The 21,611-nt window shown below is 56.6% G+C and carries 24 protein-coding genes; 8 read left to right on the top strand and 16 right to left on the bottom strand.

All coding sequences use genetic code 11. From position 1 onward, the window contains the following. Positions 1–8: 8 nt before the first annotated feature. The 4 genes from B5D32_RS02255 (at position 9) to B5D32_RS02240 (ending at position 3,972) form a co-directional block, all read left to right on the top strand. On the top strand, positions 9–1,376 hold the full coding sequence (locus tag B5D32_RS02255; RefSeq protein ID WP_078783467.1) for a PFL family protein: 1,368 nt from the start codon (positions 9–11) through the stop codon (positions 1,374–1,376). A 131-nt stretch (positions 1,377–1,507) separates the two neighbouring features. Beyond that, positions 1,508–2,851, top strand: a complete 1,344-nt coding sequence (locus B5D32_RS02250; protein ID WP_078783466.1) for an MATE family efflux transporter — start codon at positions 1,508–1,510, stop codon at positions 2,849–2,851. Positions 2,852–3,086: 235 nt separating this feature from the next. Then, the gene (locus tag B5D32_RS02245; RefSeq protein WP_078783465.1) at positions 3,087–3,596 is read left to right on the top strand and encodes a hypothetical protein; all 510 of its coding nucleotides are present in this window, start codon (positions 3,087–3,089) and stop codon (positions 3,594–3,596) included. A 166-nt stretch (positions 3,597–3,762) separates the two neighbouring features. Then, complete coding sequence (locus B5D32_RS02240; RefSeq protein ID WP_078783464.1) at positions 3,763–3,972, top strand: DUF378 domain-containing protein; 210 nt, start codon at positions 3,763–3,765, stop codon at positions 3,970–3,972. Between the two features lie 168 nt (positions 3,973–4,140). Here B5D32_RS02240 and B5D32_RS02235 read toward each other — a convergent pair whose 3' ends face one another. Further along, on the bottom strand, positions 4,141–5,304 hold the full coding sequence (locus B5D32_RS02235; protein WP_078783463.1) for an FtsW/RodA/SpoVE family cell cycle protein: 1,164 nt from the start codon (positions 5,302–5,304) through the stop codon (positions 4,141–4,143). A 153-nt stretch (positions 5,305–5,457) separates the two neighbouring features. On the opposite strand from B5D32_RS02235, the gene tsaE reads away from it, so the two are divergent. The 4 genes from tsaE to upp all read left to right on the top strand — a co-directional run bounded on the left by tsaE (position 5,458) and on the right by upp (position 8,048). Continuing rightward, complete coding sequence (gene tsaE, locus B5D32_RS02230; protein ID WP_078783462.1) at positions 5,458–5,871, top strand: tRNA (adenosine(37)-N6)-threonylcarbamoyltransferase complex ATPase subunit type 1 TsaE; 414 nt, start codon at positions 5,458–5,460, stop codon at positions 5,869–5,871. Positions 5,872–6,208: 337 nt separating this feature from the next. After that, complete coding sequence (gene tsaB / locus B5D32_RS02225) at positions 6,209–6,919, top strand: tRNA (adenosine(37)-N6)-threonylcarbamoyltransferase complex dimerization subunit type 1 TsaB (protein ID WP_078783461.1); 711 nt, start codon at positions 6,209–6,211, stop codon at positions 6,917–6,919. Then, on the top strand, positions 6,909–7,361 hold the full coding sequence (gene rpiB, locus B5D32_RS02220) for a ribose 5-phosphate isomerase B (RefSeq protein ID WP_078783460.1): 453 nt from the start codon (positions 6,909–6,911) through the stop codon (positions 7,359–7,361). The genes tsaB and rpiB overlap by 11 nt, the downstream gene beginning before the upstream one ends. A 57-nt stretch (positions 7,362–7,418) precedes the next feature. Next, positions 7,419–8,048, top strand: coding sequence for a uracil phosphoribosyltransferase (gene upp / locus B5D32_RS02215; RefSeq protein WP_078783459.1), 630 nt, complete (start codon positions 7,419–7,421; stop codon positions 8,046–8,048). A 139-nt stretch (positions 8,049–8,187) separates the two neighbouring features. On the opposite strand, the gene B5D32_RS02210 is transcribed toward upp, so the two are convergent. The 15 genes from B5D32_RS02210 to B5D32_RS02140 form a co-directional block, all read right to left on the bottom strand. Further along, positions 8,188–9,321: a 3D domain-containing protein gene (locus B5D32_RS02210; protein WP_159446962.1), complete on the bottom strand. Its 1,134-nt coding sequence runs from the start codon at positions 9,319–9,321 to the stop codon at positions 8,188–8,190. Between the two features lie 383 nt (positions 9,322–9,704). Continuing rightward, entirely contained in the window at positions 9,705–10,343 is a 639-nt protein-coding gene (locus tag B5D32_RS02205) for an L-2-amino-thiazoline-4-carboxylic acid hydrolase (protein ID WP_078783457.1), read from the bottom strand. Continuing rightward, entirely contained in the window at positions 10,340–11,266 is a 927-nt protein-coding gene (locus B5D32_RS02200; protein WP_078783456.1) for a ketopantoate reductase family protein, read from the bottom strand. The genes B5D32_RS02205 and B5D32_RS02200 overlap by 4 nt, the downstream gene beginning before the upstream one ends. Continuing rightward, positions 11,263–12,105, bottom strand: a complete 843-nt coding sequence (locus B5D32_RS02195) for a class I SAM-dependent methyltransferase (RefSeq protein WP_078783455.1) — start codon at positions 12,103–12,105, stop codon at positions 11,263–11,265. Before B5D32_RS02195 ends, B5D32_RS02200 begins: the two co-directional genes overlap by 4 nt. Then, positions 12,102–12,980, bottom strand: coding sequence for an alpha/beta fold hydrolase (locus B5D32_RS02190; protein WP_242943382.1), 879 nt, complete (start codon positions 12,978–12,980; stop codon positions 12,102–12,104). The genes B5D32_RS02195 and B5D32_RS02190 overlap by 4 nt, the downstream gene beginning before the upstream one ends. After that, positions 12,905–13,396 carry a hypothetical protein gene (locus B5D32_RS02185; RefSeq protein WP_078783453.1) on the bottom strand — a complete coding sequence of 164 codons (492 nt, stop codon included), beginning with the start codon at positions 13,394–13,396 and terminating at the stop codon, positions 12,905–12,907. Before B5D32_RS02185 ends, B5D32_RS02190 begins: the two co-directional genes overlap by 76 nt. After that, positions 13,396–14,097, bottom strand: coding sequence for an L-2-amino-thiazoline-4-carboxylic acid hydrolase (locus tag B5D32_RS02180; protein ID WP_078783452.1), 702 nt, complete (start codon positions 14,095–14,097; stop codon positions 13,396–13,398). Before B5D32_RS02180 ends, B5D32_RS02185 begins: the two co-directional genes overlap by 1 nt. Further along, a complete protein-coding gene (locus B5D32_RS02175) occupies positions 14,094–14,957 on the bottom strand; it encodes an MBL fold metallo-hydrolase (RefSeq protein ID WP_078783451.1) in 864 nt (287 codons plus the stop codon). Before B5D32_RS02175 ends, B5D32_RS02180 begins: the two co-directional genes overlap by 4 nt. Before the next feature lie 11 nt (positions 14,958–14,968). Next, a complete protein-coding gene (locus B5D32_RS02170; protein ID WP_078783450.1) occupies positions 14,969–15,652 on the bottom strand; it encodes a class I SAM-dependent methyltransferase in 684 nt (227 codons plus the stop codon). A 67-nt stretch (positions 15,653–15,719) separates the two neighbouring features. Continuing rightward, positions 15,720–16,325, bottom strand: coding sequence for a class I SAM-dependent methyltransferase (locus tag B5D32_RS02165; protein WP_078783449.1), 606 nt, complete (start codon positions 16,323–16,325; stop codon positions 15,720–15,722). A 1-nt stretch (position 16,326) separates the two neighbouring features. Continuing rightward, positions 16,327–16,941, bottom strand: a complete 615-nt coding sequence (locus tag B5D32_RS02160; protein ID WP_078783448.1) for a class I SAM-dependent methyltransferase — start codon at positions 16,939–16,941, stop codon at positions 16,327–16,329. A gap of 542 nt (positions 16,942–17,483) precedes the next feature. Beyond that, positions 17,484–17,882, bottom strand: a complete 399-nt coding sequence (gene rpsI, locus B5D32_RS02155; protein ID WP_078783447.1) for a 30S ribosomal protein S9 — start codon at positions 17,880–17,882, stop codon at positions 17,484–17,486. 18 nt (positions 17,883–17,900) lie between these two features. Beyond that, positions 17,901–18,332, bottom strand: a complete 432-nt coding sequence (rplM, locus tag B5D32_RS02150) for a 50S ribosomal protein L13 (RefSeq protein ID WP_078783446.1) — start codon at positions 18,330–18,332, stop codon at positions 17,901–17,903. Positions 18,333–18,774: 442 nt separating this feature from the next. After that, positions 18,775–18,996 (bottom strand): HPr family phosphocarrier protein, encoded by a 222-nt coding sequence (locus B5D32_RS02145; RefSeq protein ID WP_078783445.1) that lies wholly within the window; start codon positions 18,994–18,996, stop codon positions 18,775–18,777. 419 nt (positions 18,997–19,415) lie between these two features. Beyond that, positions 19,416–21,587: a Tex family protein gene (locus B5D32_RS02140; protein WP_078783444.1), complete on the bottom strand. Its 2,172-nt coding sequence runs from the start codon at positions 21,585–21,587 to the stop codon at positions 19,416–19,418. Between the last annotated feature and the right edge of the window lie 24 nt (positions 21,588–21,611).

Here is a 21,611-nt window from a genome sequence, read left to right as displayed (position 1 = left end):
GCTGCCACATGAGAATCATCAACAGCCGCGACATTATGGAGACCATTGAGATGCTGACCGCCGAGAACCTCGACGTGCGCACCGTCACAATGGGCATCAGCCTGCTGGACTGCATCGACCCGGATGCGGACAAGGCGTGCGAGAAAATCTACAACAAGATCACCCGTCTGGCGGGCAATTTGGTCTCCGTCGTGGACGGCATCAGCGCCGAATACGGCATTCCCATCGTCAACAAGCGCATCAGCGTCACGCCCATTGCGATGCTGCTGGGCGCCGCGCCCGACGCCGACCCCGTGCAGTACGCCAAAACGCTGGACCGCGCGGCCAAGGCCGTGGGGGTCAACTTCATCGGCGGCTTCGGTGCGCTGGTACACAAGGGCTTTTCCGCGGGCGACAAGCGGCTGATCGCCGCCATCCCCCGCGCACTGGCCGAGACCGATATTGTCTGCTCCAGCGTCAATATCGGCTCGACGAAATCGGGCATCAACATGGACGCCGTCAAGCTGATGGGCGAGGTCGTGCGCGAGACCGCCGAGCTGACAAAGGACAATATGTGCATGGGCGATGCAAAGCTCGTCGTGTTCTGCAACGCGCCCGAGGACAACCCGTTCATGGCGGGCGCGTTCCACGGCGCGGGCGAGCCGGACTGTGAGATCCACGTCGGCGTCTCCGGCCCCGGTGCGGTGCGCGCCGCGCTGGCCAAGCTGCCGAAGGACGCCCCGATGGACGAGGTGGCCGAGCTGGTCAAGCGCACGGCATTCAAGATCACCCGCCTGGGCCAGCTGGTAGCGAACCTCGCCAGTGAGCGCCTCGGCGTGCCCGCGGGCATCATTGACCTGTCGCTGGCCCCTACGCCCGCGATTGGCGACAGCGTTGCGAACATTCTGGAGGAGATGGGCCTTGAGAGCTGCGGCTGCTGCGGCACGACGGCCTGCCTGGCCCTGCTGAACGACGCGGTCAAGAAGGGCGGCGTCATGGCGTCCAACCACGTCGGCGGCCTGTCCGGCGCGTTCATCCCCGTGTCGGAGGATGACGGCATGATCAACGCCGCCAACTGCGGCAGCCTGACGCTGGAAAAGCTCGAGGCCATGACCGCAGTCTGCTCCGTCGGCATCGACATGGTCGTCATCCCGGGCGACACGAGCGCCGAGGTCATCAGCGGCCTGATCGCGGACGAGGCCGCCATCGGCATGGTGAACAGCAAGACCACCGCCGTGCGCGTCATCCCCGCCATCGGCCACAAGGCCGGCGACGTGCTGGACTTCGGCGGCCTGCTGGGCCATGCGCCCATCATGCCCATCAGCCAGTACAGCCCCGCGGTCATGATCCACCGCGGCGGCCGCATCCCCGCCCCGATGCAGGCATTGAAGAACTGATTGCAATACACACCGCCCCTGCCGGATTTGGCACGGGCGGCTTTTTGTGGTATAATCAGGATGATAAATCGGAAGTTGTGAAGGTAAATGAATCGGATACTACGATACAAGTACCATGGAGGAATATGAGAATGTCGAAAGATGAGTATTTGATAACCGATGCGCCCCTCAAAGCGTTGACGTTTTTTGCAATGCCGATGATTCTTGGGAGCTTTTTTCAGCAAATATACAATATGGCCGACTCCATTATTGTCGGCCAGTTTGTTGGTTCTTCTGCACTTGCAGCTGTCGGTGCCTGTGCAGCATTGACCAATGTGTTCATTTGTGTGGCACTGGGAGCCGGCGTAGGTGCCGGTGTGCTGGTGAGCCGCTATTTCGGTGCCAAAGAATATGGCAAAATGAAAACCATTGTGTCAACGTCCTTGCTCAGCTTTTTGATTCTGAGCATTGTCCTTGGCGTTTTTGGCTTATGCTTTTCCCGCCCGATGATGCAGGGCTTGCAAACCCCTCCCGACATTCTGGATGAGGCAGTGCTGTATCTGCAGGTCTATTTTGCGGGCTTTCCGTTCTTGTTTATGTATAACATTCTCTCCAACATGTTCACCTCCATCGGTGAATCAAGAATTCCCTTGGCACTCCTGATTTTTTCTTCTGTCCTGAATATTTTTATGGACCTTTGGATGGTTTCCGGGCTTGGTCTGGGCGTGTTCGGTGCCGCTCTTGCAACTTTGATTGCCCAAGGCATTTCCGCCGTATTTTCCCTTCTGATTTTTCTTCATCGAATGCGGCGATACGAGAGCCCATTTCAACGATTTGAGTGGCGGGGGCTGCAATCCATACTGCAAATTGCCGTGCCGTCGATTCTTCAGCAGTCTACGGTGTCCATCGGTATGCTGATTGTGCAGGCAGTTGTAAATCCATTCGGCACACAGGCGCTGGCAGGCTATTCGGCGACAATGCGAGTAGAGAATTTGTTCGCTTTGATTTTTGTCTCCATCGGCAATGCGGTTTCGCCGTTTGTTTCCCAAAACCTTGGCGCAGGCAAGCCCCAGCGCATCAAAAAAGGCTACCATGCGGCGCTGGTGCTGGACGTGTGCTTTGCGGCCATTGCGTTTGTGACCATTGAAGCGCTGCATACGCAGATCTCCTCACTGTTCTTAGGAAAAGACGGAACGGCGTTGGCCTATCAGGTGTCTGGTGATTATATGAGGTGGCTTGGTTACTTTTTCATCTTCATGGGTATCAAGATGGCAACCGATGGCGTTCTTCGCGGTCTCGGAATTATGCGTCCGTTCCTCGTTGCAAACATAGTGAATCTTGCGATTCGTCTGTCCGTTGCCCTAATCTGTGCACCACGTTTCGGCATTGCCTTTGTCTGGCTTGCGGTACCAGTTGGCTGGCTTGCAAACTTTTTAATCTCCTATGCGGCTCTTAGGAGATCATGGTCGACTGATAAAATGGCATCCATTCGTTGACTTCCGGTTTGCCGTACTCGGTTCCAGCAGGGTTTGGGGCAGACGCTCTCCAACAAGAGTACTATCGAAGTCCAACAAATGTCCGAACGCTGACCCCGAACAGTAACGACCAAAGGCAGGGTATCATCATGGCGATGGTATCCTGCCTTTTGTGCTATATCTGCCTGTTCTTTCATGGGAAAGTGTGGTATACTAGGCTTAGTTCAACAAATCGAAAGTTGATGGAGGAAACAGTATGAAAAAGATTATTGCAATAGTTCTTTGTCTTGTGCTGGTACTTTCATTGGTTGGTTGTGGAAATAATAATCAAAGTTCAGATACACATGATACGAACTACGAAGAAGGTTATACCGCTGGCTACGAGGATGGGTATAATGATGGAAAGCAACAAATGACCGAAAACAAAAAGTGCTTTGCACAGTTTTCGGGGGCTTTTACAGCTACCGTTGAGCAACTCTTGACGGATTACTATGTGGCTCCGGGCAAAACGATTGCCGTAGTTCACCTCTTTCAGGACAGACCATTTTTACTTTGGTTTCAGGAAGATTTGACGGGAGAACTTGTTGAAGGAACACCTTATGTGTTTGAGTTCAAGACATTTGAAGTTGAACTTCCGGCTGATGAGGAAAATCCAGATATTTCGGATTATATGTACTCAATAGAGGTTACTAATTATAGAGTTGCGGAAGAGAATGAAATCGGATTGGCGAGCAAGCTGCCGACTGTTGAAATAGTATCGAAGTAAGTAACCGCATTATTTAATGAGAAATCGCAGTGACAACTTCCAGTTTGTAAGGATAAGCGTGTACTTATTGGAAAGCTGCGGGCCGGGCATGCCCGGCCCCTACGATGCGGCTGCGCATAAACGCCATCCACTCCGCACATACTCTCCTACAAAGGAGGGTCCATCCATGTCTTGTTTCAAAAAGGTTTTGCTTCTACTTTCCATTGTCGGCGGCATCAACTGGGGCATTTACGGCATCTGGGGGTTCAACGCTGTGGGGTGGCTGCTGGGCGGCAGCATGAGCTGGCTGTCCCGCACCGTGTTCATCATCGTGGGGCTGTCGTCGCTCTGCCTGATCCCCGGGCTGTTTATGGCCGAGACGAAAACTGCGGAGTAAAGGTTAAGCTTCGGGTAGAGATGAAGTTCTCTCCCCCACCGCCTGCGGGCGGAGCCCTTCGGGCCCGGACCCCTCTGTCGCTGGCGCGACATCTCCCCACACTGTGGGGAGTCACCCTCGCAGAGGGGGCCAAGAAACAGCGGGTGCCGCACGGACACCCGCTGTTTTTCATAAAATCTGCTGCATTTCCAGCTTGCTGCGGCGGGTGTTCATGCCGACGCTGAGCACAATGCCGACGCAGAGATACATCATGACGACGCTTGACCCGCCTGCCGAGAAGAACGGCAGCGTCACGCCGATGACCGGCAGCACCTGCAAATTCATGCCTATGTTTATCACACACTGCAAAAACAGCGCCGCAAAGATGCCGACGCAGATATTGCAGCCCAGAGCGTCGGGGCATTGCAGACCGGTGCGCAGTGTGCGCAGGCAGAGCGCAAACAACAGCAACAGCACCGCCGCCGCGCCCAGAAAGCCCAAAACGTTTGCCAGATACGCAAAAATAAAATCGTTCCAGGCGTTGGGCACAAAGATGTGCTCCCCGGAGAGCAGCCCCTGCCCCGTCAGCCCGCCGGTGCCAATGGCCATGGCCCCCTTGTTCTGCTGGTAGGTAATGTCCGCCAGCGCGGGGTCATCGGGGGTGAGCACGGCCAGGATGCGCTTGAACTGGTAGCCCTTCAAAATGCCGGGCCGCAGTGCCAGCAGCGCCGCGCCGCCGACCACACCTGCCGTCAGGCCGCCCGCCACCAGCCAGTGGGACAGCCCGCCCGCGTAGAGCATGACCAGCCCGATGCCCAGAAACACCAGCGCCGTGCCGTCGTCACCCTGCACATGAATGGCCGCCGCAGGCAGCACAATGTGCACAAAAAGCAGCAGCAGATTTTTGGGGCGGTTCACCTGCCCGCGCACCTGGCTCAAATGCAGCGCCAGCGTCAAAATAAAGCTGATTTTTGCCAGCTCGGCGGGCTGGAAGGTCATGCCGCCCACCCGGTACCAGCTGTAGTTGGACGTGCCGCCCGCGTCATAGCCAATCGTGACCAGGCCGGTGTTGACGTTGTGCAGAAACAGCGTCGGCAGCACCAGCCCCCACGCCACAACACCGTGCAGCGGCCACGCCCGGGCCAGCGCATGGTAATCCGCCGTGGAAAAGACGACGGCCAGCATCAGCCCCAGCAGACTGGCGATGAGCTGTACCGATGCCTTGTTGTTGCTGCCAAGCTGCGTCTGCCCGATGGACAGCAGCACCACGACGCTGATTGCCGAGCACGCCGCACAGAGCAGCAGATAGACCACATCGACCCGGCGCAGATACCGGCGGATGAGCGGATACATGGGCAGGCTCCTTTCCTGATAGATGCCTTTATTATAGCGCATTTCGACGAATTTTGCCAAGTTACAGATTAAATTTTACAAATGCGGATTTCTGTACTATAATATATATGTGTGTGGCCGCGCCTTATGCGGCCCAAAACAAGGAGCTTGCTTATGCAGGAATTTGTGACCCATTCGCGGGAGGAAACCGTCGCCGTTGGCCGTGAGCTTGCCAAAACGCTGCCCGCCGGGGCGCTGATCGCGTTTACGGGCGGTCTGGGCGCGGGCAAGACCGCGTTCTGTCAGGGGCTGGCCGAGGGGCTGGGCTGCACCGACCCAGTGTCCAGCCCGACGTTTGCCATCGTGAACTATTACCGCGGCCCGCGGCCCTTTGCGCATTTTGATTTATACCGCATCCACACCGAGGGCGACCTGGCCGCCGCCGGATTCTACGACTACCTCGACATGGGGGCCGTTGTCGCCTGCGAGTGGAGCGAGAACTGCGCGGAACTGCTGGATTTGGAAAATCCCCTTCGCATCCACATTGAACGGGTGGACGAGACGACGCGGAAGATCACGATTGGGTAAAGCCTCTGCGGCTGTAGGGGTCGGCGTCCTCGACGACCCGGGAGCTGTGCGGCTGCCGCACGGTTGCGGCGGCATGAGGGCATGCCGCCCTACGCACTACTTTTCAACAGGATGTAGGGCGGGGTGCCCTCACCCCGCCGGGACCGTACCATCGCAACCCATTTACGGGCAATCGCAGTACACTCGCCCCTCATCCGCCCTCGGGCGGGGCCTCGGGCACCTTCAGTCTCCGCGCTAAAAGCCGCCTCTCCGGCGGTTGCGCTCCGACACGCGCCTGCGGGCGCAGCCCCAAGGGGGAAGACTCTATACTCTATTACATTTTTAAACAGGTGATCCAATGAATATCCTAGCTGTAGATACCGCGGGCAAGACGGCGGCGGTGGCGGTGCTGCGGGACGATGTCCTGCTGTACGAGGCCCAGTGCAACAACGGCCTGACCCACAGCGAAACGCTGCTGCCGATGATCGACACCGCACTGAAGGCCGCCGGGCTGACCGTTGACGACCTCGACGTGCTGGGCGTGACGAACGGCCCCGGCAGCTTTACCGGGCTGCGCATCGGGCTGGCCGTCGTCAAGGGGCTGGCCCTGCCCTGCCAGATCCCCTGCGCGGGCGTCTCCACGATGGCCGCGCTGGCCTACGGCCTGGCGGGCGAGGGCACCGTCATCGGTGCGCAGGACGCCCGCCGCGGGCAGGTCTACTGGGGCGCATTTGACCTGGCGGCCCATGACCGCCTGACCCCGGACACCGCCGCACCGGTCACGACGCTGGAAAATTTTGTCCAAACCTGCAAAAAACCTCTGTTTTTTGTTGGCGACGGCGCAACTTTGTGCTACAATACATATAAGAATGTTCCGGGCGTGGTCTGCGTGCCGCAGCCGATGCAGGTTTTGCGCGGTGCGGGCGTGGCACTGGCCGCCAGGGCCATGTGGGAGCGCGGCGAGTGTGTGCCGCCTGCCGCCCTGCTGCCTGACTACCACCGTTTGAGTCAGGCCGAGCGGGAGCGCGCGGAACGTGAAAAAACAGAGGGGAAACAAAATGAAGTTTGACAAACCGATTGCACTTGCTGCCGACCACGGCGGCTATGAGCTGAAGGAGGCCATCAAGGCCCATCTGGACGAGCTGGGCGTAGCCTACACCGACTTTGGCACCGATTCCACCGCCAGCGTGGACTACCCGGACTTTGCCGCCAAGGGCTGCAAGGCCGTGCAGGACGGCAGCTGCGCACTGGTCATCCTGTGCTGCGGCACCGGCGTAGGCATGTCGATGTGCGCCAACAAGATGAAGGGCATCCGCGCCTGCTGCTGCAGCGATACCTTCAGCGCCGAGTTTACCCGCCGCCACAACAACGCCAACGCCCTCTGCCTGGGCGGGCGCGTCGTGGGCGCGGGTCTGGGCTGCCAGATCGTGGACGCCTTCCTGAACGCCGAGTTCGAGGGCGGACGCCACCAGATGCGCATCGACAAGATGATGGCGCTGGAAAACCACTAAGTTTCACATTGCCTGCACGGCAGGCTGAATATCTTTAAAATGCAAGGAGATCGTACCATGAGCGTTGTTGAAATTGTTGACCATCCCCTGATCCAGCACAAAATCAGCCTGCTGCGTGACCGCAACACCGGCACCAAGGAGTTCCGTGACCTCGTGAGCGAGATCGCGATGCTGCTCTGCTATGAGGCTACCCGCGACCTGCCCACCGAGGAAGTCGAGGTCGAGACCCCCGTGGCTCTGGCCCGCACCAAGGTCCTGGCCGGCCGTAAGCTGGCTCTGGTCCCCATCCTGCGCGCCGGCCTCGGCATGGTGGACGGCATGCTGAACCTGATCCCCGCCGCCAAGGTCGGCCACATCGGCATGTACCGCAACGAGGAGACGCTGGTGCCGGTCGAGTACTACTGCAAGCTGCCCAACGACATCAACGAGCGCGAGGTTTTTGTCCTCGACCCGATGCTGGCTACCGGCGGCAGCGCCTGCGACGCCATCGGCCAGATCAAGAAGCGCGGTGCCAAGCACATCAAGTTCATCGGTCTGGTTGCTGCCCCTCAGGGTCTGAAGGCTCTGCATGAGGCCCACCCCGATGTGGACATCTATGTCGGCGCACTGGACGAGAAGCTGAACGATAACGGCTACATCGTCCCCGGTCTGGGCGATGCCGGTGACCGTATCTTCGGCACGAAGTAAGACTTTAAAATAAAAGCAGGGGCGTGAACCGTTATGGATTCACGCCCCTGTTTTTTCAGTTTTGTAGGGGCCGGGCATGCCCGGCCCGCGCGTATAAGGCAAACAGTCATTTGCGGGAAAATTGAGGGCGGCAGCGCTTTTATCTTCCTACAACCGTATCCGCCTCTAAAATTGCGTCGTTCTGCTCTTTATACCGGGCGGCAGTCTCGTCATCCAGCACGTAGACCGTGACAGGGATAACCGCGTTCTCCACCGACTCCTCGTACGTCTCATAGTACAGATCAATGAAAGCCTTTCCCTGCACCAGAGCCGTGCCGGTGTCGGCGGCGTAGGCGTAGCCATAGACGAACTTTCCATCGTCGCTGGTAATGTACAGCAGAGAGCCGTAAGGTATGACGCCCGGATTGATGGCCACTGTGCCGTAGGTCAGTCGGCGTCCGCTGGCACCCTTGGCCGTGGCGGAGGCGGAATAACCCGTGGCACGCTGCCCCGTATAGGTTGCGGCGACGCCCTCGACGGGTACGCCGTCGACCACATCCGGCCCGACAAAGCCGGAAACGGGAGCCTGCTCGCCGTAAATTTTCTGCACGGTGGGCACCATCTCGGCCTCATTCACACGCTCGATCTCATTCGTCTCGGCCCACTCGCCGTCGATCCACTTCTCGCGGTAGACAACGGTGTCCTGCCCATCGTGTCCCTCCTCCAGGGTCATGACCTTGCTCTGCTTGCGGTAGAACAGGCTCGTCGGGATCTCCTCGATCTCGGTGGGGACGACCTCATCGACAGTGTACTCGTTGTAGGTAACGCGCTGCACCGTGATGCCGCTGCCCTCGGGGACGATTTCATCCGCTGCGGGGGTCAGCAGGTCGTCCGCCGTGTAGGTCAGCCCGGCGCGCTCAAGCAGCTCCGCCGTTGTGTGCGTGCCGGTGACGGTCAGCTCCTGCATTGCGCCGTCCGCCGTGACCGGCACCGTGTAGGCGCGCAGGACGTCCAGCCGCTCCCCGTCCTCGGTCTGGGACCAGACGGCTTCGTCGTGCTCGCCCAGCGGCGGCGTGTCGGACTGCTGCAGAACGGCAGCCAGATCGGTGGCTGCCGTCAAAATGCGCACGGTATCGCCGTGGGTATCGGCGACGGTGGTAAAGTGCAGCGCCGCCCCGGTAAACGCGATGGCCGCTGCCAGCGCTGCCGCCCCGCCCAGCAGTGCCCCCCACTTGGGGCCCGCCAGCGCCGCCCAGCGGCGGATATGCTCCCTTGTTTTTACGGATAAGGCCATGAGAAAGCCTCCTTTTTTGCCATAGAAAAGGCGCCGGCCCACAAGGACCGACGCCATAAATGCTGTGGGATAAAGCTTTTGCTGCGCAGCAGAAATCAGCGCTTGCCGAACTTATGCGGCGCAGAGGATGTGTTATTGATATTTCAGTCTTTGCGGTTTCGAATTGAAATAATAACACAAAATCGTAGGTTTCGCAAGTCTTTTGACAAAATAGCCGCATTTGTAACAAAAATCGACTATATGCCTTGCTTCTTTTGTGCTTCTTTCCCGGAAAAGGCAGCGGACATTCCCGTTTCCTCTCCGTAGTCATAATAGCCGAAAGTATGACCGATACCGTAAATTTCTTCCTCTGTTATCGACTTGACAGGCATCGTGCGCTTCTCCTATTTATTTTTCTTCTTTTTGTACCCGCAATCGCAGTAGGCTCCGCCGGAGGCAAGGGTATACTGCCGCACAAAATTTGTCACGCCGCCCGCTTCGCTCATGGTGTAGTCCAGATGGCACAAAGCAGGGGTCAGGTCGTACAGTCCCAGCTCCTTCATCAGCACACAGATGCCGCATTTGGTAAAGCGTCCCTCGTAGCCGCTGCCATCCGGGTATTCGTAAAACTCCATGTTCCACGAATAGGGGTTGCGGTCGGCGGCTTTCAGGGCGGCAGTGGCTTTCATAGCGGCAATATCCTTTGGGGTAAATTTGCTTTTTCCGCTTTTGCGGCAGAACCACTGCACGGGCGCTGTCATCATGGCTTTTGCGTAGTAATCCGTCAGCCTGTCCACCTCCGGGCGCTGCGGCATGGAGAGGATGAACGCGCCGAGCATTGCGCAGTTGACAAGATTCATCTTGAAGCGGTCGGCCTTTTCAAACTCCGGCAAACCAGCAATGATCTGCCGGTATTGTGGCTTTGCCTTTTTCGTGATGGCTTTTGCAGTGTCTGCATCATAGCCCAGCACCGCGGTCAGCTGCTTTTGAAAGGAACCGGCAAACAGCGCCCACATCCCAAAGGGCATTCCGGCGTATTTCATTGCAGATACCTCCCGGCTTCCGCTTCCAGTGCCTGCCACACCGGGTAGGCTGCGCCGTTCGCATCGAAAAATTTCTTGAGATCCCGGTTCAGCGCACTCATTTCATCGATGGCGTTCATGGCGTGGTCGGAGGCGCAGAGCTTGCCCAGCGAGGTGGCACACATCAGCTTGAAAAAGCGCAGGCAGGTCTTGCGGTATTTCTCTCCTTCAAAGTCTGCATCCTCCTTGGGCAGAATGGTGTGCCCGGCATCTCGGATGGCGCGGTATCCCTCGATGTTGGCATCCAGCACACGGTTCAGGTACGCGGTATCTCCCCTGAGCTTTTTCAAGTCGCCGTCTGTCTTATAGCAGGCGAAGGCCGCAGGCATCACAAACGCGGCATGGCAGAGCAGATAGTCCTCCATGTTCGGCTCGTAAACAACCTTATATTTTGTGCCGTGGAAGATGCGCCCGATCAGCTGTTTATTGGAGGTTGCATCCGGCAGCTGTCCGATGGTGATCTTTTTCAGGTCGATGGAGACCACCCGGTCAGCCTCCCGATGCCCGGCAGAAAGCGCAAAGGCAAACAGGATGTTCTTCCCCGGCAGCGCCGCCGCCAGCGCCCTCGCCTGCACATTGTTCCCCACAAAAACGATGTTCTTCGTCCGGTTCGCCCGCAGCGTGTCCAGAACGGAATCCAGCTGTGTATAGCGCAGGACCACAAAGATCACATCGTACATTGCATCCGGTGCAAGTTCCGTCACCACCGGAATGCGGCTGACCGAGGTGCGGAGCGAAAACTTATCCTTGATCCGCAGGCCGTTCTGCTTGATCTCCGCAGCCCAGTTACCCCGCGCAAGCAGAGTGACATCCTTTCCGGCGCGCAGCAGATTTCTTGCCAGATTGCACCCCAGAACGCCTGCACCATATACCAGAATTTTCATAGCTTGTCTCCAAATCCGATCTTCACGATCTGCATTTTCATCCCGTTGTCCCCGACCTTAGCGAGGAATCGGAAAAAGCCGCTGACGGAAGGGTCTTTCAAATCGTTGTACCCCAGCATATAGCCCCTGCTGGATACTTGCAAACGGCTGTCCCATGGAGAAAGCTCCCCTTCCGCATCGGAAACCGCGAAATACGCGCCCACATCCTTGATTTTCGCCGTCCTGAGCCACGTTTTTGCAATCATCTTCACCGCCGTGCGGTTGGCGGCATCAAAGACCAGCACCCCGCCGGGGAAAGCATTCGCCATCCCCTGCACCAGCGCCCTGACCTGCTCCGTCAGGAAGTAATAGAATACCCCGGAGGCAAAGAACACCGCCCCGCCGGAGGCATCGATCTTGTCAAACCATGCGGGATCTTTCAGGTCGCAGGGGATGTTTTGCTCCCGTTCCCCGGCGGGCAGAAGCTGCTGCCGCAAGGCGATAACATCGGGGAAGTCCAGATTGTAGATCTTGCATCTGCCATTGTCGCAGGCTTTGCCGGTGTTATCCAGCCCGCAGCCGAGGTTGACCACCGCTGCGCTAGGATGGGTTTTCAGGTATGCCTGCACTTCAAAGGCAAGGTCATTCTGCCGCATGGCGACCTCCAGCGCACCGAAACGCTGCATCAGGCTGCGGGCGTTTTTCTCTGCCTCTGAAAAGTCGTAGTCGATCTGGTCGATCAGACGCACCGCCGTTTCGTCCCGGTAAAGGTTCGGATACAGCTCTGTGCACAGCTTCCGGGAATACAGCGGAAGAATTAACGTTTCCTGCACGGTGTTTTTCTCAATCCTGTATTTCATATCGGGTCCTCACACTTTCTGATAAACGGCAGCTTCGGCATACCGTCATGCGCAGCGATATATGTCAGCATTTCAGCAAAGCCTTGCGGGTCACGAATCTGATATTGCATGTGATCGTATCCCTCAAACACGGGGTAATTGCCGCAGGGGTAGGCTTCCATCACTGCCTGACGGTATTTGAAATGCTCTTCTATGCTGCCAAACTCGAAATAAATATGCCTTTGCAGTTCTTTGGAAAGTGACTGAAAGGGTTTATCCTCCAAGCTGTCCAAAATCTGCCGCCGCAGATTTGTATAGGTCAGATTTTCGCCTGCGGCTATAAAATACGGCTTTATGGAATCATCGTCACACCACAAAATCTTTTTCAGTGTGCCGCCCTTTGACCAATACAGGCTCTTGATAGCGAAATACAAAAACGGCGTCATAACGCGGCGCGTACCTTTTGCGATTTGCGCAAACTGCCCGCCGTCAAAGAAAACGTGTCCGATGGGCAATTCTGTACTTGTCAAAAACGCCATGGCAAGGTCGGCACCGATTGAGGAAGCCACAACCAGTTCAAGGCGTTCCACTCCCTGTGATTTCAGATATGCTTCCACCTGACAAACCTCGTCTGCCTTGCTGACATATTTCTGCCCTTTGCAGTACACCGTGGAAGTAGGCAGAATACAGAAATACCGATTCTGTAAATAGTTTGCAACCGGTTCGCTGCTCTCCCCCGTCACGCCCATTGCGTGAAAAAACAAAACAGCGGGAGCATTTCGATTCCCCAATGTCTTAAACTTCATTGTCTCTCCTTTCCTCAGTGAATAAAAGCCGTCATAAGGACCGCCAGCACCGCCGCTATGACTGCCATACCTACCGTACCGAAAAGCCATTTTTTCTGCTTGTCTTTTGCGGTGATGTACGGCTTTAGATCTTCTGTTCCGGGAATCGTCCATGCGTTCGTGTGCCCCACCCAGTAGCCATCGATCAAAAAGCGGTCAATGAGATTCATAACGGACAAGATGACAAGCAGCTGCCAGAAGCCCGCCGCAAAGCTGCGCGCACCGTTTATCCCATAGACGCAAACCAGCACATAGCCAATATAGCCGGGAACGCAGACGGCTTTGAAAAGTAGAGAATTGCGCTTGATTTTCTCGTGTGTTGTAAGTCCCAGCTTCACGCACCGCTGCTGCACCGCCGGGCTGTAAAGATGCACCATACCCACCGCGCCCTTGCGGATACCGATGGCGCAAACCAAAATGAGCAGAACGCCCAGCCCGATGCCTTCCAAAATCACCTGTAAAAGCATTACCGATTCCTCCTGAAGCCCGCCTCATCCCGGTATTCGGGATGTCCCTTCAAATACGGGTCTTTATCGCCGCAGATGGTGTAGTCGCATCGGCAGCCGTCCACGCAGGTGGTCGTCCGCACCAGCTTGGCATGGAGCAGTTCCATGGACGCATAGTCCACATTGCACAGGGCGGGCATGATGTCCGTAAGACCGTGCCGGATAGCAAACTCCGCTGCAGGGCACGCCGTAAATTCATAATAAATAGGCTTGTCGATTTCATAAGGCGCAACCGACATCTCGTAATCGTGCCATTTGTCGCAGCCGCTTTTCGCACGAACAAACGCCTTATACATCAGCTTCCTCCAGAACGGCTTGTTGCAGTCCACAATTTTCAGCTTGCGGAAAGTCGGAAGAATCAGATTTTCCTCCATCTCTTCGATTTCACGGAACGAAGTAACTGCTTTGCAGACCACATAATAGCTCATGAAGGCGATGCAGTCGTAGGTGCCGCCTACGCCGTTGTGGAAGTTCTTTTTGCCGCCCAAGTCGGTGCGCCAGTCGGAGAGAAAGACCGCGTACTGCCGCTGCACCTTTTCCCATACTGTCTCCCGCTCTGCTTCCGGATAGTGCAGGGCGATTTTCGCCAGTATTTCCTTTTTGCAGGGCTTGGAATACAGCACATGGCAGCTGCGGTCAATTTGTAATTCGCTGTCCTTCATCTTCCCACGCCTTTCAGAAAACCGCTCTTTGCATTTTCTTCGGTGTCGTCCGATTCGTCGTAGGCATCATAGGGTGCCGACGGGTCGTGTACCCGTTTCTTGAATGGCGAACAGAGCTTGTCCTTATGGGCAAAAGCAAATTCCAAATTGTCCGTCCATCCCGTGTGACCGGTGATGAAATACGGATGCAGACCACGGGCGCGCAGTTTCCGTTCCAGCTCCGCCAGTGACTGCACAGCCAGCTTATTATCCTCTGCCAGAGAGGAAATAAAGCTGTATCCGCCGTCCGCACCGAACCACAGCGTGTCGCCGGTGAACAGATACTTATCGTCAATGAGATATACCATGTGCCCCCAGGTATGACCGGGGACAAGGAAGCATTCGATTTTGATGCCGCCAATATCGAAAACCTCGCCGTCATGCAACAGTACCTTTTCGTTGTGGATCGTGACCTGCGGCAGCTTGTACAGGCGATAGATCACCTTGCGGCGCACTTCGCCGGTCAGATAGCGGTTCTCAACCTCGCCGATGTAGAGCTTTGCGTCCCGGAATAGTCCCGGACTGTCGGCCTCCACTGCACCCACATGGTCAGTGTCCTGATGCGTGATGAGGATGTGCCGGACGGATGCCGGATCGATGCTGAGCCAGCTCATTTTTTCAGCAAGGCGGTCGTAGTTATAGCCCGCATCGATCATAATGGCCGTATCGCCCTTGCGGTAGAAGAAGATGTTCGCCACCCATTCACGCACACAGGCGACACTCCCGTCGATCCAGCCGGTATTCAGCGGCTTGAAGATCTCCTTGCCTCGGTACATCTTGCTCATTTCTTTTTTCTGAAACTCGGTTGCTTTCTTTGACATATCATCGCCTCCTATTTTGCCTTTCGGCAGACAAACCACGCCATGCTTTTCAGGTTTCCCCTATCCACATCCGTATACATTCCATCCAGCCGTGCTTTCAGACCGGAAACCGTCTCGTAGGGCGGCGTGAAGAACCCTGTCCTTTCATAGACGCGCCGGACGAACCAGTCCGTCCGCTTGCACTCTCCCGCCACATAAAAGCAGCCGCAGAAGGTACCGCCGGGCTTCAGCACCCGAAAGACCTCCCGATAAGAGGCCTCTTTATCCGGGAACGCATGAAAGCCATTCAGCGACAACACAATATCAAACGCACCGTCCGCAAAGGGCAATGCGCCCACATCCCCCCGCCGGAAGGTCACATTTTTCAGGTGCAGACGGTCCGCCTTTTCCTGCGCCTGCCCCATCATGTCCGGCGAGTAATCAAGGCAGGTAATATCCGCTTGGGGCAGCGTTTGGTAAAGCGGCATGGTCAGAATGCCGGTTCCCACCGGTACCTCCAGCAGCTTACCCGAGAAGTTTTCAGGAAGACCTGCCATTGCCTTTTCCAGATAGGCGTCGTTTTCCGCCTTGTTCATATCCCACACCAAGCGGCATACCGCTTTCCCGCTCAAGGTTGAGCAGGTGATCATACCGTCGTAAAAATTGCTGCCGCCTGTCAGCCGATAGGCGCCGCGGATCGCTTCTTTTCGCTCCATAGGGGTTTCTCCTCATTTTTCCGCATTACAATCGCCCTTCTGATGCCGGGTGGTTCACCGCTGCATCCTATTTCTGTGCCGTGACGCAAAGCCAGTTTTTTCTTTTGTGTATCTGAATATTTTGAAAACCCGCCTGCTCCAGATACGCCTTTAATTCAATATCTTTGTAGATGGTCATGCCGCCGATGATCTCCGTCCACTTTTCGTCCTTGTCCGTGTCACCGTTGCTTTCGTTGCAGATGAGAAAGGTCCCACCGGGCTTCAACACCCGCCGGACTTCCCGAAGGCACTGCGGCAAATCCGACCAGAAGTAGACCGTTTCAAACGCGGTGACCGCATCAAACCAATCCTTGGCAAAGATGATACGTTCCACGCTGCCCTGCCACACCGCGCAGCGCCCTTTCTGAATGGCAGTCCGGTTTAAATTCCGGGCTTTCTCTACGCTGACAGCAGAATAATCCACACCTCTGACGATGCCTTGCGGGCATTTTTTCAGCAGCCTTTTGATATTGGCGCCTCCTCCGCAGCCGCAATCCAGCACTCTGGCATCCGGCGCAAGCTCTAAAAAGCGAAGCCCCCACCGCGCCACGGGACTGTGTCCCAGATTCATCATAGCAACCATAATTTTCCCGCCAAAGCCCACAGGCTTGCGGGTGTTTTCAAAGAACGACATATCACACCTCCGCTTTCACGCATTCAACATAAGTCAGCGGAAAAGACGCCTTTAGTACATCGCTTTTCCGCACAGTCCAACCATTTTGCTGCAGGAAACACAGGTATTCCTCACTCGTCCACCTGCTGTGTAGGGGAAAGCCCGCCAGCTTCAGAAAAAAAGCCTTCCTGTTTCCGAAAAAGGAGTTTTCTGCGTGGGTGAAGGTAGGCGCGATCAACACGCCGTCATCCCTCAGTACCCGATGAATCTCGGCAAGGGCTTTCTCCGGCTGCGGTACGATGTGCAGGGCGTTGGACACGATCACCACCTCGAAGGACTCGTCCGCATAGGGCAGACAGAACATATCCTGCACCGAAAAGTACAGCTTGGCAGAGTGATTCCTGCGTTTTGCCTCCCGGATCATTTCGGCAGAGGTATCGCTTGCCTCGATATGCGCCGCCGCGTTTACGATGTTTTTAGCAATCAGACCCGTGCCGGTGGCAAGCTCCAGCACTGTTTTGCCTTTCACGACCGGACGGATCAGTCCATACATTGTTTCGTATGCCGCCCTGTCTTTTCGCATAAAGCGGTCATACCAACCTGCATTTCTGTCCCAAAAGTTCTTATGTTCTCGCATTGTAATCCTTCCTCCTCGATGTAAGATTCAGCAAACCGATACGCATACGCTTTTGGGTTAGAATTGACTAACGCATCCATTTAAGAAAAGCCGCATTTCTGCGGCCTTTTTGCTTATTCAAATAACTTACTGCAGGCAGTGCCTATCAGCGTCTTTTATTCACCGAGGATAAGTTCCACTCGATTTTCCCCTTTCGGGAAACGTCCAAGGTCTTTTTTGCACCGTTGCAGCGGCATTTATCTTTATTTCCACATTATACCGCGCTTACTTCTTTTTTGCAATAGTCTTTGCGCAATATTCTGATGAGGATTTTTTCTCAAACAAAAAAACAGGAGATGCTCTCCTTGCGGAAAACATCTCCTGCGATAAGGCTTATGTCGCTGTGGAAGGTTAGTACATATTCGCTTATTGTATGCTGCTTTTTCAGCAAGCTCCCAAGCGATTTGCTGCATTCCACGGCTTCAGACACTTCCGATTTTCTGCACACAGTCGTGCAAAAAAGCTGTGAAGCGTTCTGAAAGGTTCGCAAATACTGCTGATAATCAGCGCTTGCTGAACTGAGGTGCGCGGCGGGCAGCCTTCAAGCCGTACTTCTTACGTTCCTTCATACGAGGATCGCGGGTCAGGAAGCCAGCCTTCTTCAGGGTGGAGCGCAGCTCGGGGTTGAACTGCAGCAAGGCGCGGGACAGGCCGTGGCGGATAGCGCCAGCCTGGCCGGCACAGCCACCGCCGACGACGTTGACGACAACGTCGAACTTGCCCTCGTTCTCAGTCAGAACGAGCGGGCTGTTGGCGAGCAGCTTCAGGGTCTCCAGACCAAAGTAATCGTTGATGTCGCGGCCATTGATGGTCATCTTGCCGGTGCCGTTGTAAACGCGAACGCGGGCAACGGAATGCTTACGACGGCCAGTGCCGTAGAAATAAGGTTTGGTTTCGTACATCTTCTATTGCCTCCTCACTCAAATCTCAACAGCTTCGGGCTTCTGAGCAGCATGAGCATGGTCAGCAGCCTTGTAGCAGTGCAGGCGGGTCATAGCCTTGGCGCCGATGGTGTTAGAGGGGATCATGCCCTTGACAGCGTAGGTCATGGCCTTGTCGCTGTTCTCAGCCATCAGGGTCTTGTACTGGGTCTCCTTCAGGCCGCCGATCCAGCCGGAATGAGTGCGATGGAACTTCTTCTCCAGCTTCTTGCCGGTCAGGACAGCCTCATCGCAGTTGATGATGATGACGTGGTCACCGCAGTCAACGTTGGGGGTGAAAGTGGTCTTGTTCTTGCCGCGCAGGATGACAGCAGCCTTGGCAGCAACGCGGCCGAGGGGCTTGCCGGCGGCGTCGATCACATACCACTTGCGGTCAGCCATTTCAGCGGGCTTAGCGAGAGTCGTGCTCATAGTAGGAACCTCCATTGAGAAATTAACACGTCCGTCTAATAACGGTATTTAACAGCGCCCCGCAGGACGCTTTTTCGCGCAAGTGTGATTATAGCAGAAAAGGGCAGCAGAGTCAACGGGTTTTGGCAAGAATTTTAATTTATACTGTGCTTGCTCTCGAATTCTCTCAAATGCTCTTGTTTTCTCGTGTTTTCAAACTTTCTATTTTCAGAAAATTTTACGCAGCGGCGTGATGCGCTCCTTGCCTTCCCCCGCGGGGGGGAGGTGGCCCCGCAGGGCCGGATGAGGGGTGGGTGGCCGGGTGTTGCCCACAAGCGGGAAATCACGAAAGCCTTGCCCTCATCAGTCCGCTTCGCGGACAGCTTCCCCCGATGGGGAAGCCTTTTTGCGGCAGCAAAAACCGCCCCGCGGCTTTTACACCGTGGGGCGGTCCTTCCTAATTTTACTGCTTGATCGCGTTGACAACGCTGTTCAGGTCGCGCTCATCCTCACAGACGATCTTGACGGGATGGCTGTAATCCAGGCTCATCATGCCCAGGATGCTCTTGGCATCGGCAATGCTGCCCTTCATGTCATGCACGCCGACATCGTTATAACACTTGGCGGCAGCAGACACGATTCCCTTGACCTCGGTAAAATTGGAAACCTTGACTTGTTTCACCATAATAAATGACCTCCAAAATAGTCTCACGCAATCTGCCGCATCTTCAGCACCGGTGTCCAGGGTGGAACCGGGCGCACGGCTTGCGGTAAGGAGGTGAGCCACCATGCTCTATCTGCTCCTTACATTGGGCATTATAGCATAATTATGTGCCGTTTCTTTGTTCATAATGCACAAATCCGATTTTTTCCATTTCCTGCACAAAAGAGAAAATCCTTCATTTTTGGCTTTTGGTCAGAATGCCCGAGTTTTGCCCGCCGCGGCCTTTTGTTTTCACATATATTATGTATTTGCCAACAAATATTTTCGTTTCCTGAATGTTTTTGTCGTGTTTTGGTGTAAATGCACGACTTATCTCGTTAAAGTCTTAACACCGTCTTCTTTTATATGCAACATTTATATATGTTCGTGCCGGTTTTGTATTAGTTTTGTTGGGGCACGCCCTTCATCGTCAGGGCGATGCGTTTCTTGGCGGTGTCCACATTCAGCACCTTGACCCGCACAATGTCGCCGACCTTGAGTACCTCGCGCGGGTGCTTGATAAATTTATCGCTGATCTGTGAAACGTGGACCAGGCCGTCCTGATGCACACCCAGATCGACGAACGCGCCGAAGTCGATGACGTTGCGCACAGTGCCGGTCAGCTCCATGCCGGGCTTCAGATCGTCCAGACCCATGACGTCACTGCGCAGCAGCGGCTTGGGCAGGCTGTCGCGGACGTCGCGTCCCGGCTTGCACAGCTCGGCCACAATATCGTTCAGCGTCGGCTCGCCCACGCCCAGCGCCTCACAGAGGGTCCCGGCCCCCTTGGCCCTGACGACGCCGGGCAGATCTGCCAGCTTGTCTGTACCGATCTCGGCAGCCGTGTAGCCGCAGGCGTCCAGCAGGGCCTTGGCGGCGGCGTAGCTTTCGGGATGGACGGCGGTGGCGTCCAGGCGGTTCTTCGCCTCGGGCAGCCGCAGGAAGCCCGCGCACTGCTCATACGCCTTGGGGCCGAGGCCCTTGACCTTTTTCAGCTGCGCACGGGAGGTGAACGCGCCCTCCTCCTCACGCCAGGCGACGATATTTTTGGCAGTGGCTGCGCTGACGCCCGCCACACGGCGCAGCAGCGGCGCGGAGGCAGTGTTCAGATCGACGCCGACGCTGTTCACGCAGTCCTCGACCACGCCGTCCAGCGTCTCATTCAGGCGCTTCTGGGGCATGTCGTGCTGGTACTGGCCGACGCCGACGGCCTTGGGGTCGATCTTGACCAGCTCGGCCAGCGGGTCCTGCAAGCGGCGTGCGATGGACACGGCGCTGCGCAGGTTGACGTCAAACTGGGGGAACTCCTCGGCGGCCAGCTTGCTGGCGGAGTAGACCGACGCGCCGGCCTCGCTGACGACCATATACTGCAAATGCAGGTTCTTTTCGTCGGCCAGCTCGCGGATGACCTCGGCGGCAAATTCCTCCGTCTCGTGGCCCGCCGTGCCGTTGCCGATGGCCATGACCTCGACGCCGTTCTTCAAAACCATCGCCTTGATGGTCTTTTTTGCCTGGTCCACGCGCTTGAACTCCGGCACGGGATAGACGACGTTCGTGTCCAGCACCTTGCCGGTGGGGTCAACGACAGCGACCTTGCAGCCCATGCGGTAGCCGGGGTCCAGACCCATGACCGTTTTGCCGCGGATGGGCGGCTGCAAAAGCAGCTGGCGCAGATTATCGCCAAAGACCTTAATTGCGCCCTCGGCGGCGGCATCGGACAGCTCGCCGCGCAGCTCGTTTTCAAGGCTGGGATGAATGAGGCGGCTGTAGGCATCGCGGGCGGCGGCATCCACAAGCTCGGCGCTTTTGCCGCCGGTCTTTTTGCGGGCGAACATCCAGCTGACGATGCCCGCGGCACGCTCGGCGTCGACCTGAATCGTGACCTTCAAAAAGCCCTCGCGCTCGCCGCGGTCCAGTGCCAGCACGCGGTGGCCGGGGATCTTGTTCAGCGGCTCGGCGTAGTCGTAGTACTGGGCGTAGACGCTGTCCTCGTCCTTGGCCTTGGCGCTGGCGACACGGCCAAACGCGCGGTAGTAGCGGCGCAGCTCGGCGCGGCAGGCGGCATCATCGGAGACCGCCTCGGCAATAATATCCTGTGCCCCGGCCAGCGCCGCGGCGGCATCGGGGACCTCGTCGTTGAGGTAGTCCGCGGCGGCCCGCTCGGGGTCAAATGCGGCGTCCTGGCGGAAGATAGCCGTGGCCAGCGGCTGCAAACCGCGCGCCTTGGCGATGCTGGCGCGGGTCTTGCGCTTGGGCTTATACGGGCGGTAGATGTCCTCGACCTCGGCGAGGGTTTTCGCCTTGGACAGTGCGGCGGTCAGCTCGGGCGTCATCGCGCCCTGCTCGGTGATGGAGGACGTGACCTCATCCTTGCGCTTATCGAGGCCGCGGAGGTATTCCAGACGATCTCCAAGGTCACGCAGGACCTGGTCATCCATCGAGCCCGTGGCTTCCTTACGGTAGCGGGCGATAAACGGGATCGTATTGCCCTGGTCGATCAGTTCAATCGCGCCCTGCACGTTTTTTACGTTTAAGTTCAGCTCCTGTGCGAGCTGTTCAGCATGGTTTGGCATGGTTTTTCCTTTCTCGGTTCGGCT

Origin of the sequence: Gemmiger formicilis (assembly GCF_900167555.1) — a bacterium.
GTDB lineage: Bacteria > Bacillota > Clostridia > Oscillospirales > Ruminococcaceae > Gemmiger > Gemmiger formicilis.
The sequence above is the reverse complement of the archived record's forward strand: the minus strand, read 5'-3'. Positions and strand labels throughout refer to the sequence as shown.

Coding starts and splice junctions, on each gene's coding strand:
- B5D32_RS02210 (WP_159446962.1), bottom strand. CDS start 9,321: ATGGCCTTATCCGTAAAAACAAGGGAGCATATCCGCCGCTGGGCGGCG.
- B5D32_RS02170 (WP_078783450.1), bottom strand. CDS start 15,652: ATGGAGCGAAAAGAAGCGATCCGCGGCGCCTATCGGCTGACAGGCGGC.
- B5D32_RS02250 (WP_078783466.1), top strand. CDS start 1,508: ATGTCGAAAGATGAGTATTTGATAACCGATGCGCCCCTCAAAGCGTTG.
- B5D32_RS02190 (WP_242943382.1), bottom strand. CDS start 12,980: ATGGCTTTTCGGTACGGTAGGTATGGCAGTCATAGCGGCGGTGCTGGC.
- B5D32_RS02140 (WP_078783444.1), bottom strand. CDS start 21,587: ATGCCAAACCATGCTGAACAGCTCGCACAGGAGCTGAACTTAAACGTA.
- B5D32_RS02175 (WP_078783451.1), bottom strand. CDS start 14,957: ATGTCAAAGAAAGCAACCGAGTTTCAGAAAAAAGAAATGAGCAAGATG.
- B5D32_RS02205 (WP_078783457.1), bottom strand. CDS start 10,343: ATGAAATACGCCGGAATGCCCTTTGGGATGTGGGCGCTGTTTGCCGGT.
- B5D32_RS02245 (WP_078783465.1), top strand. CDS start 3,087: ATGAAAAAGATTATTGCAATAGTTCTTTGTCTTGTGCTGGTACTTTCA.
- B5D32_RS02195 (WP_078783455.1), bottom strand. CDS start 12,105: ATGAAATACAGGATTGAGAAAAACACCGTGCAGGAAACGTTAATTCTT.
- B5D32_RS02180 (WP_078783452.1), bottom strand. CDS start 14,097: ATGAAGGACAGCGAATTACAAATTGACCGCAGCTGCCATGTGCTGTAT.
- B5D32_RS02160 (WP_078783448.1), bottom strand. CDS start 16,941: ATGCGAGAACATAAGAACTTTTGGGACAGAAATGCAGGTTGGTATGAC.
- tsaE (WP_078783462.1), top strand. CDS start 5,458: ATGCAGGAATTTGTGACCCATTCGCGGGAGGAAACCGTCGCCGTTGGC.
- B5D32_RS02185 (WP_078783453.1), bottom strand. CDS start 13,396: ATGCTTTTACAGGTGATTTTGGAAGGCATCGGGCTGGGCGTTCTGCTC.
- B5D32_RS02255 (WP_078783467.1), top strand. CDS start 9: ATGAGAATCATCAACAGCCGCGACATTATGGAGACCATTGAGATGCTG.
- B5D32_RS02240 (WP_078783464.1), top strand. CDS start 3,763: ATGTCTTGTTTCAAAAAGGTTTTGCTTCTACTTTCCATTGTCGGCGGC.
- B5D32_RS02145 (WP_078783445.1), bottom strand. CDS start 18,996: ATGGTGAAACAAGTCAAGGTTTCCAATTTTACCGAGGTCAAGGGAATC.
- B5D32_RS02165 (WP_078783449.1), bottom strand. CDS start 16,325: ATGTCGTTCTTTGAAAACACCCGCAAGCCTGTGGGCTTTGGCGGGAAA.
- rpsI (WP_078783447.1), bottom strand. CDS start 17,882: ATGTACGAAACCAAACCTTATTTCTACGGCACTGGCCGTCGTAAGCAT.
- upp (WP_078783459.1), top strand. CDS start 7,419: ATGAGCGTTGTTGAAATTGTTGACCATCCCCTGATCCAGCACAAAATC.
- B5D32_RS02235 (WP_078783463.1), bottom strand. CDS start 5,304: ATGTATCCGCTCATCCGCCGGTATCTGCGCCGGGTCGATGTGGTCTAT.
- tsaB (WP_078783461.1), top strand. CDS start 6,209: ATGAATATCCTAGCTGTAGATACCGCGGGCAAGACGGCGGCGGTGGCG.
- B5D32_RS02200 (WP_078783456.1), bottom strand. CDS start 11,266: ATGAAAATTCTGGTATATGGTGCAGGCGTTCTGGGGTGCAATCTGGCA.
- rplM (WP_078783446.1), bottom strand. CDS start 18,332: ATGAGCACGACTCTCGCTAAGCCCGCTGAAATGGCTGACCGCAAGTGG.
- rpiB (WP_078783460.1), top strand. CDS start 6,909: ATGAAGTTTGACAAACCGATTGCACTTGCTGCCGACCACGGCGGCTAT.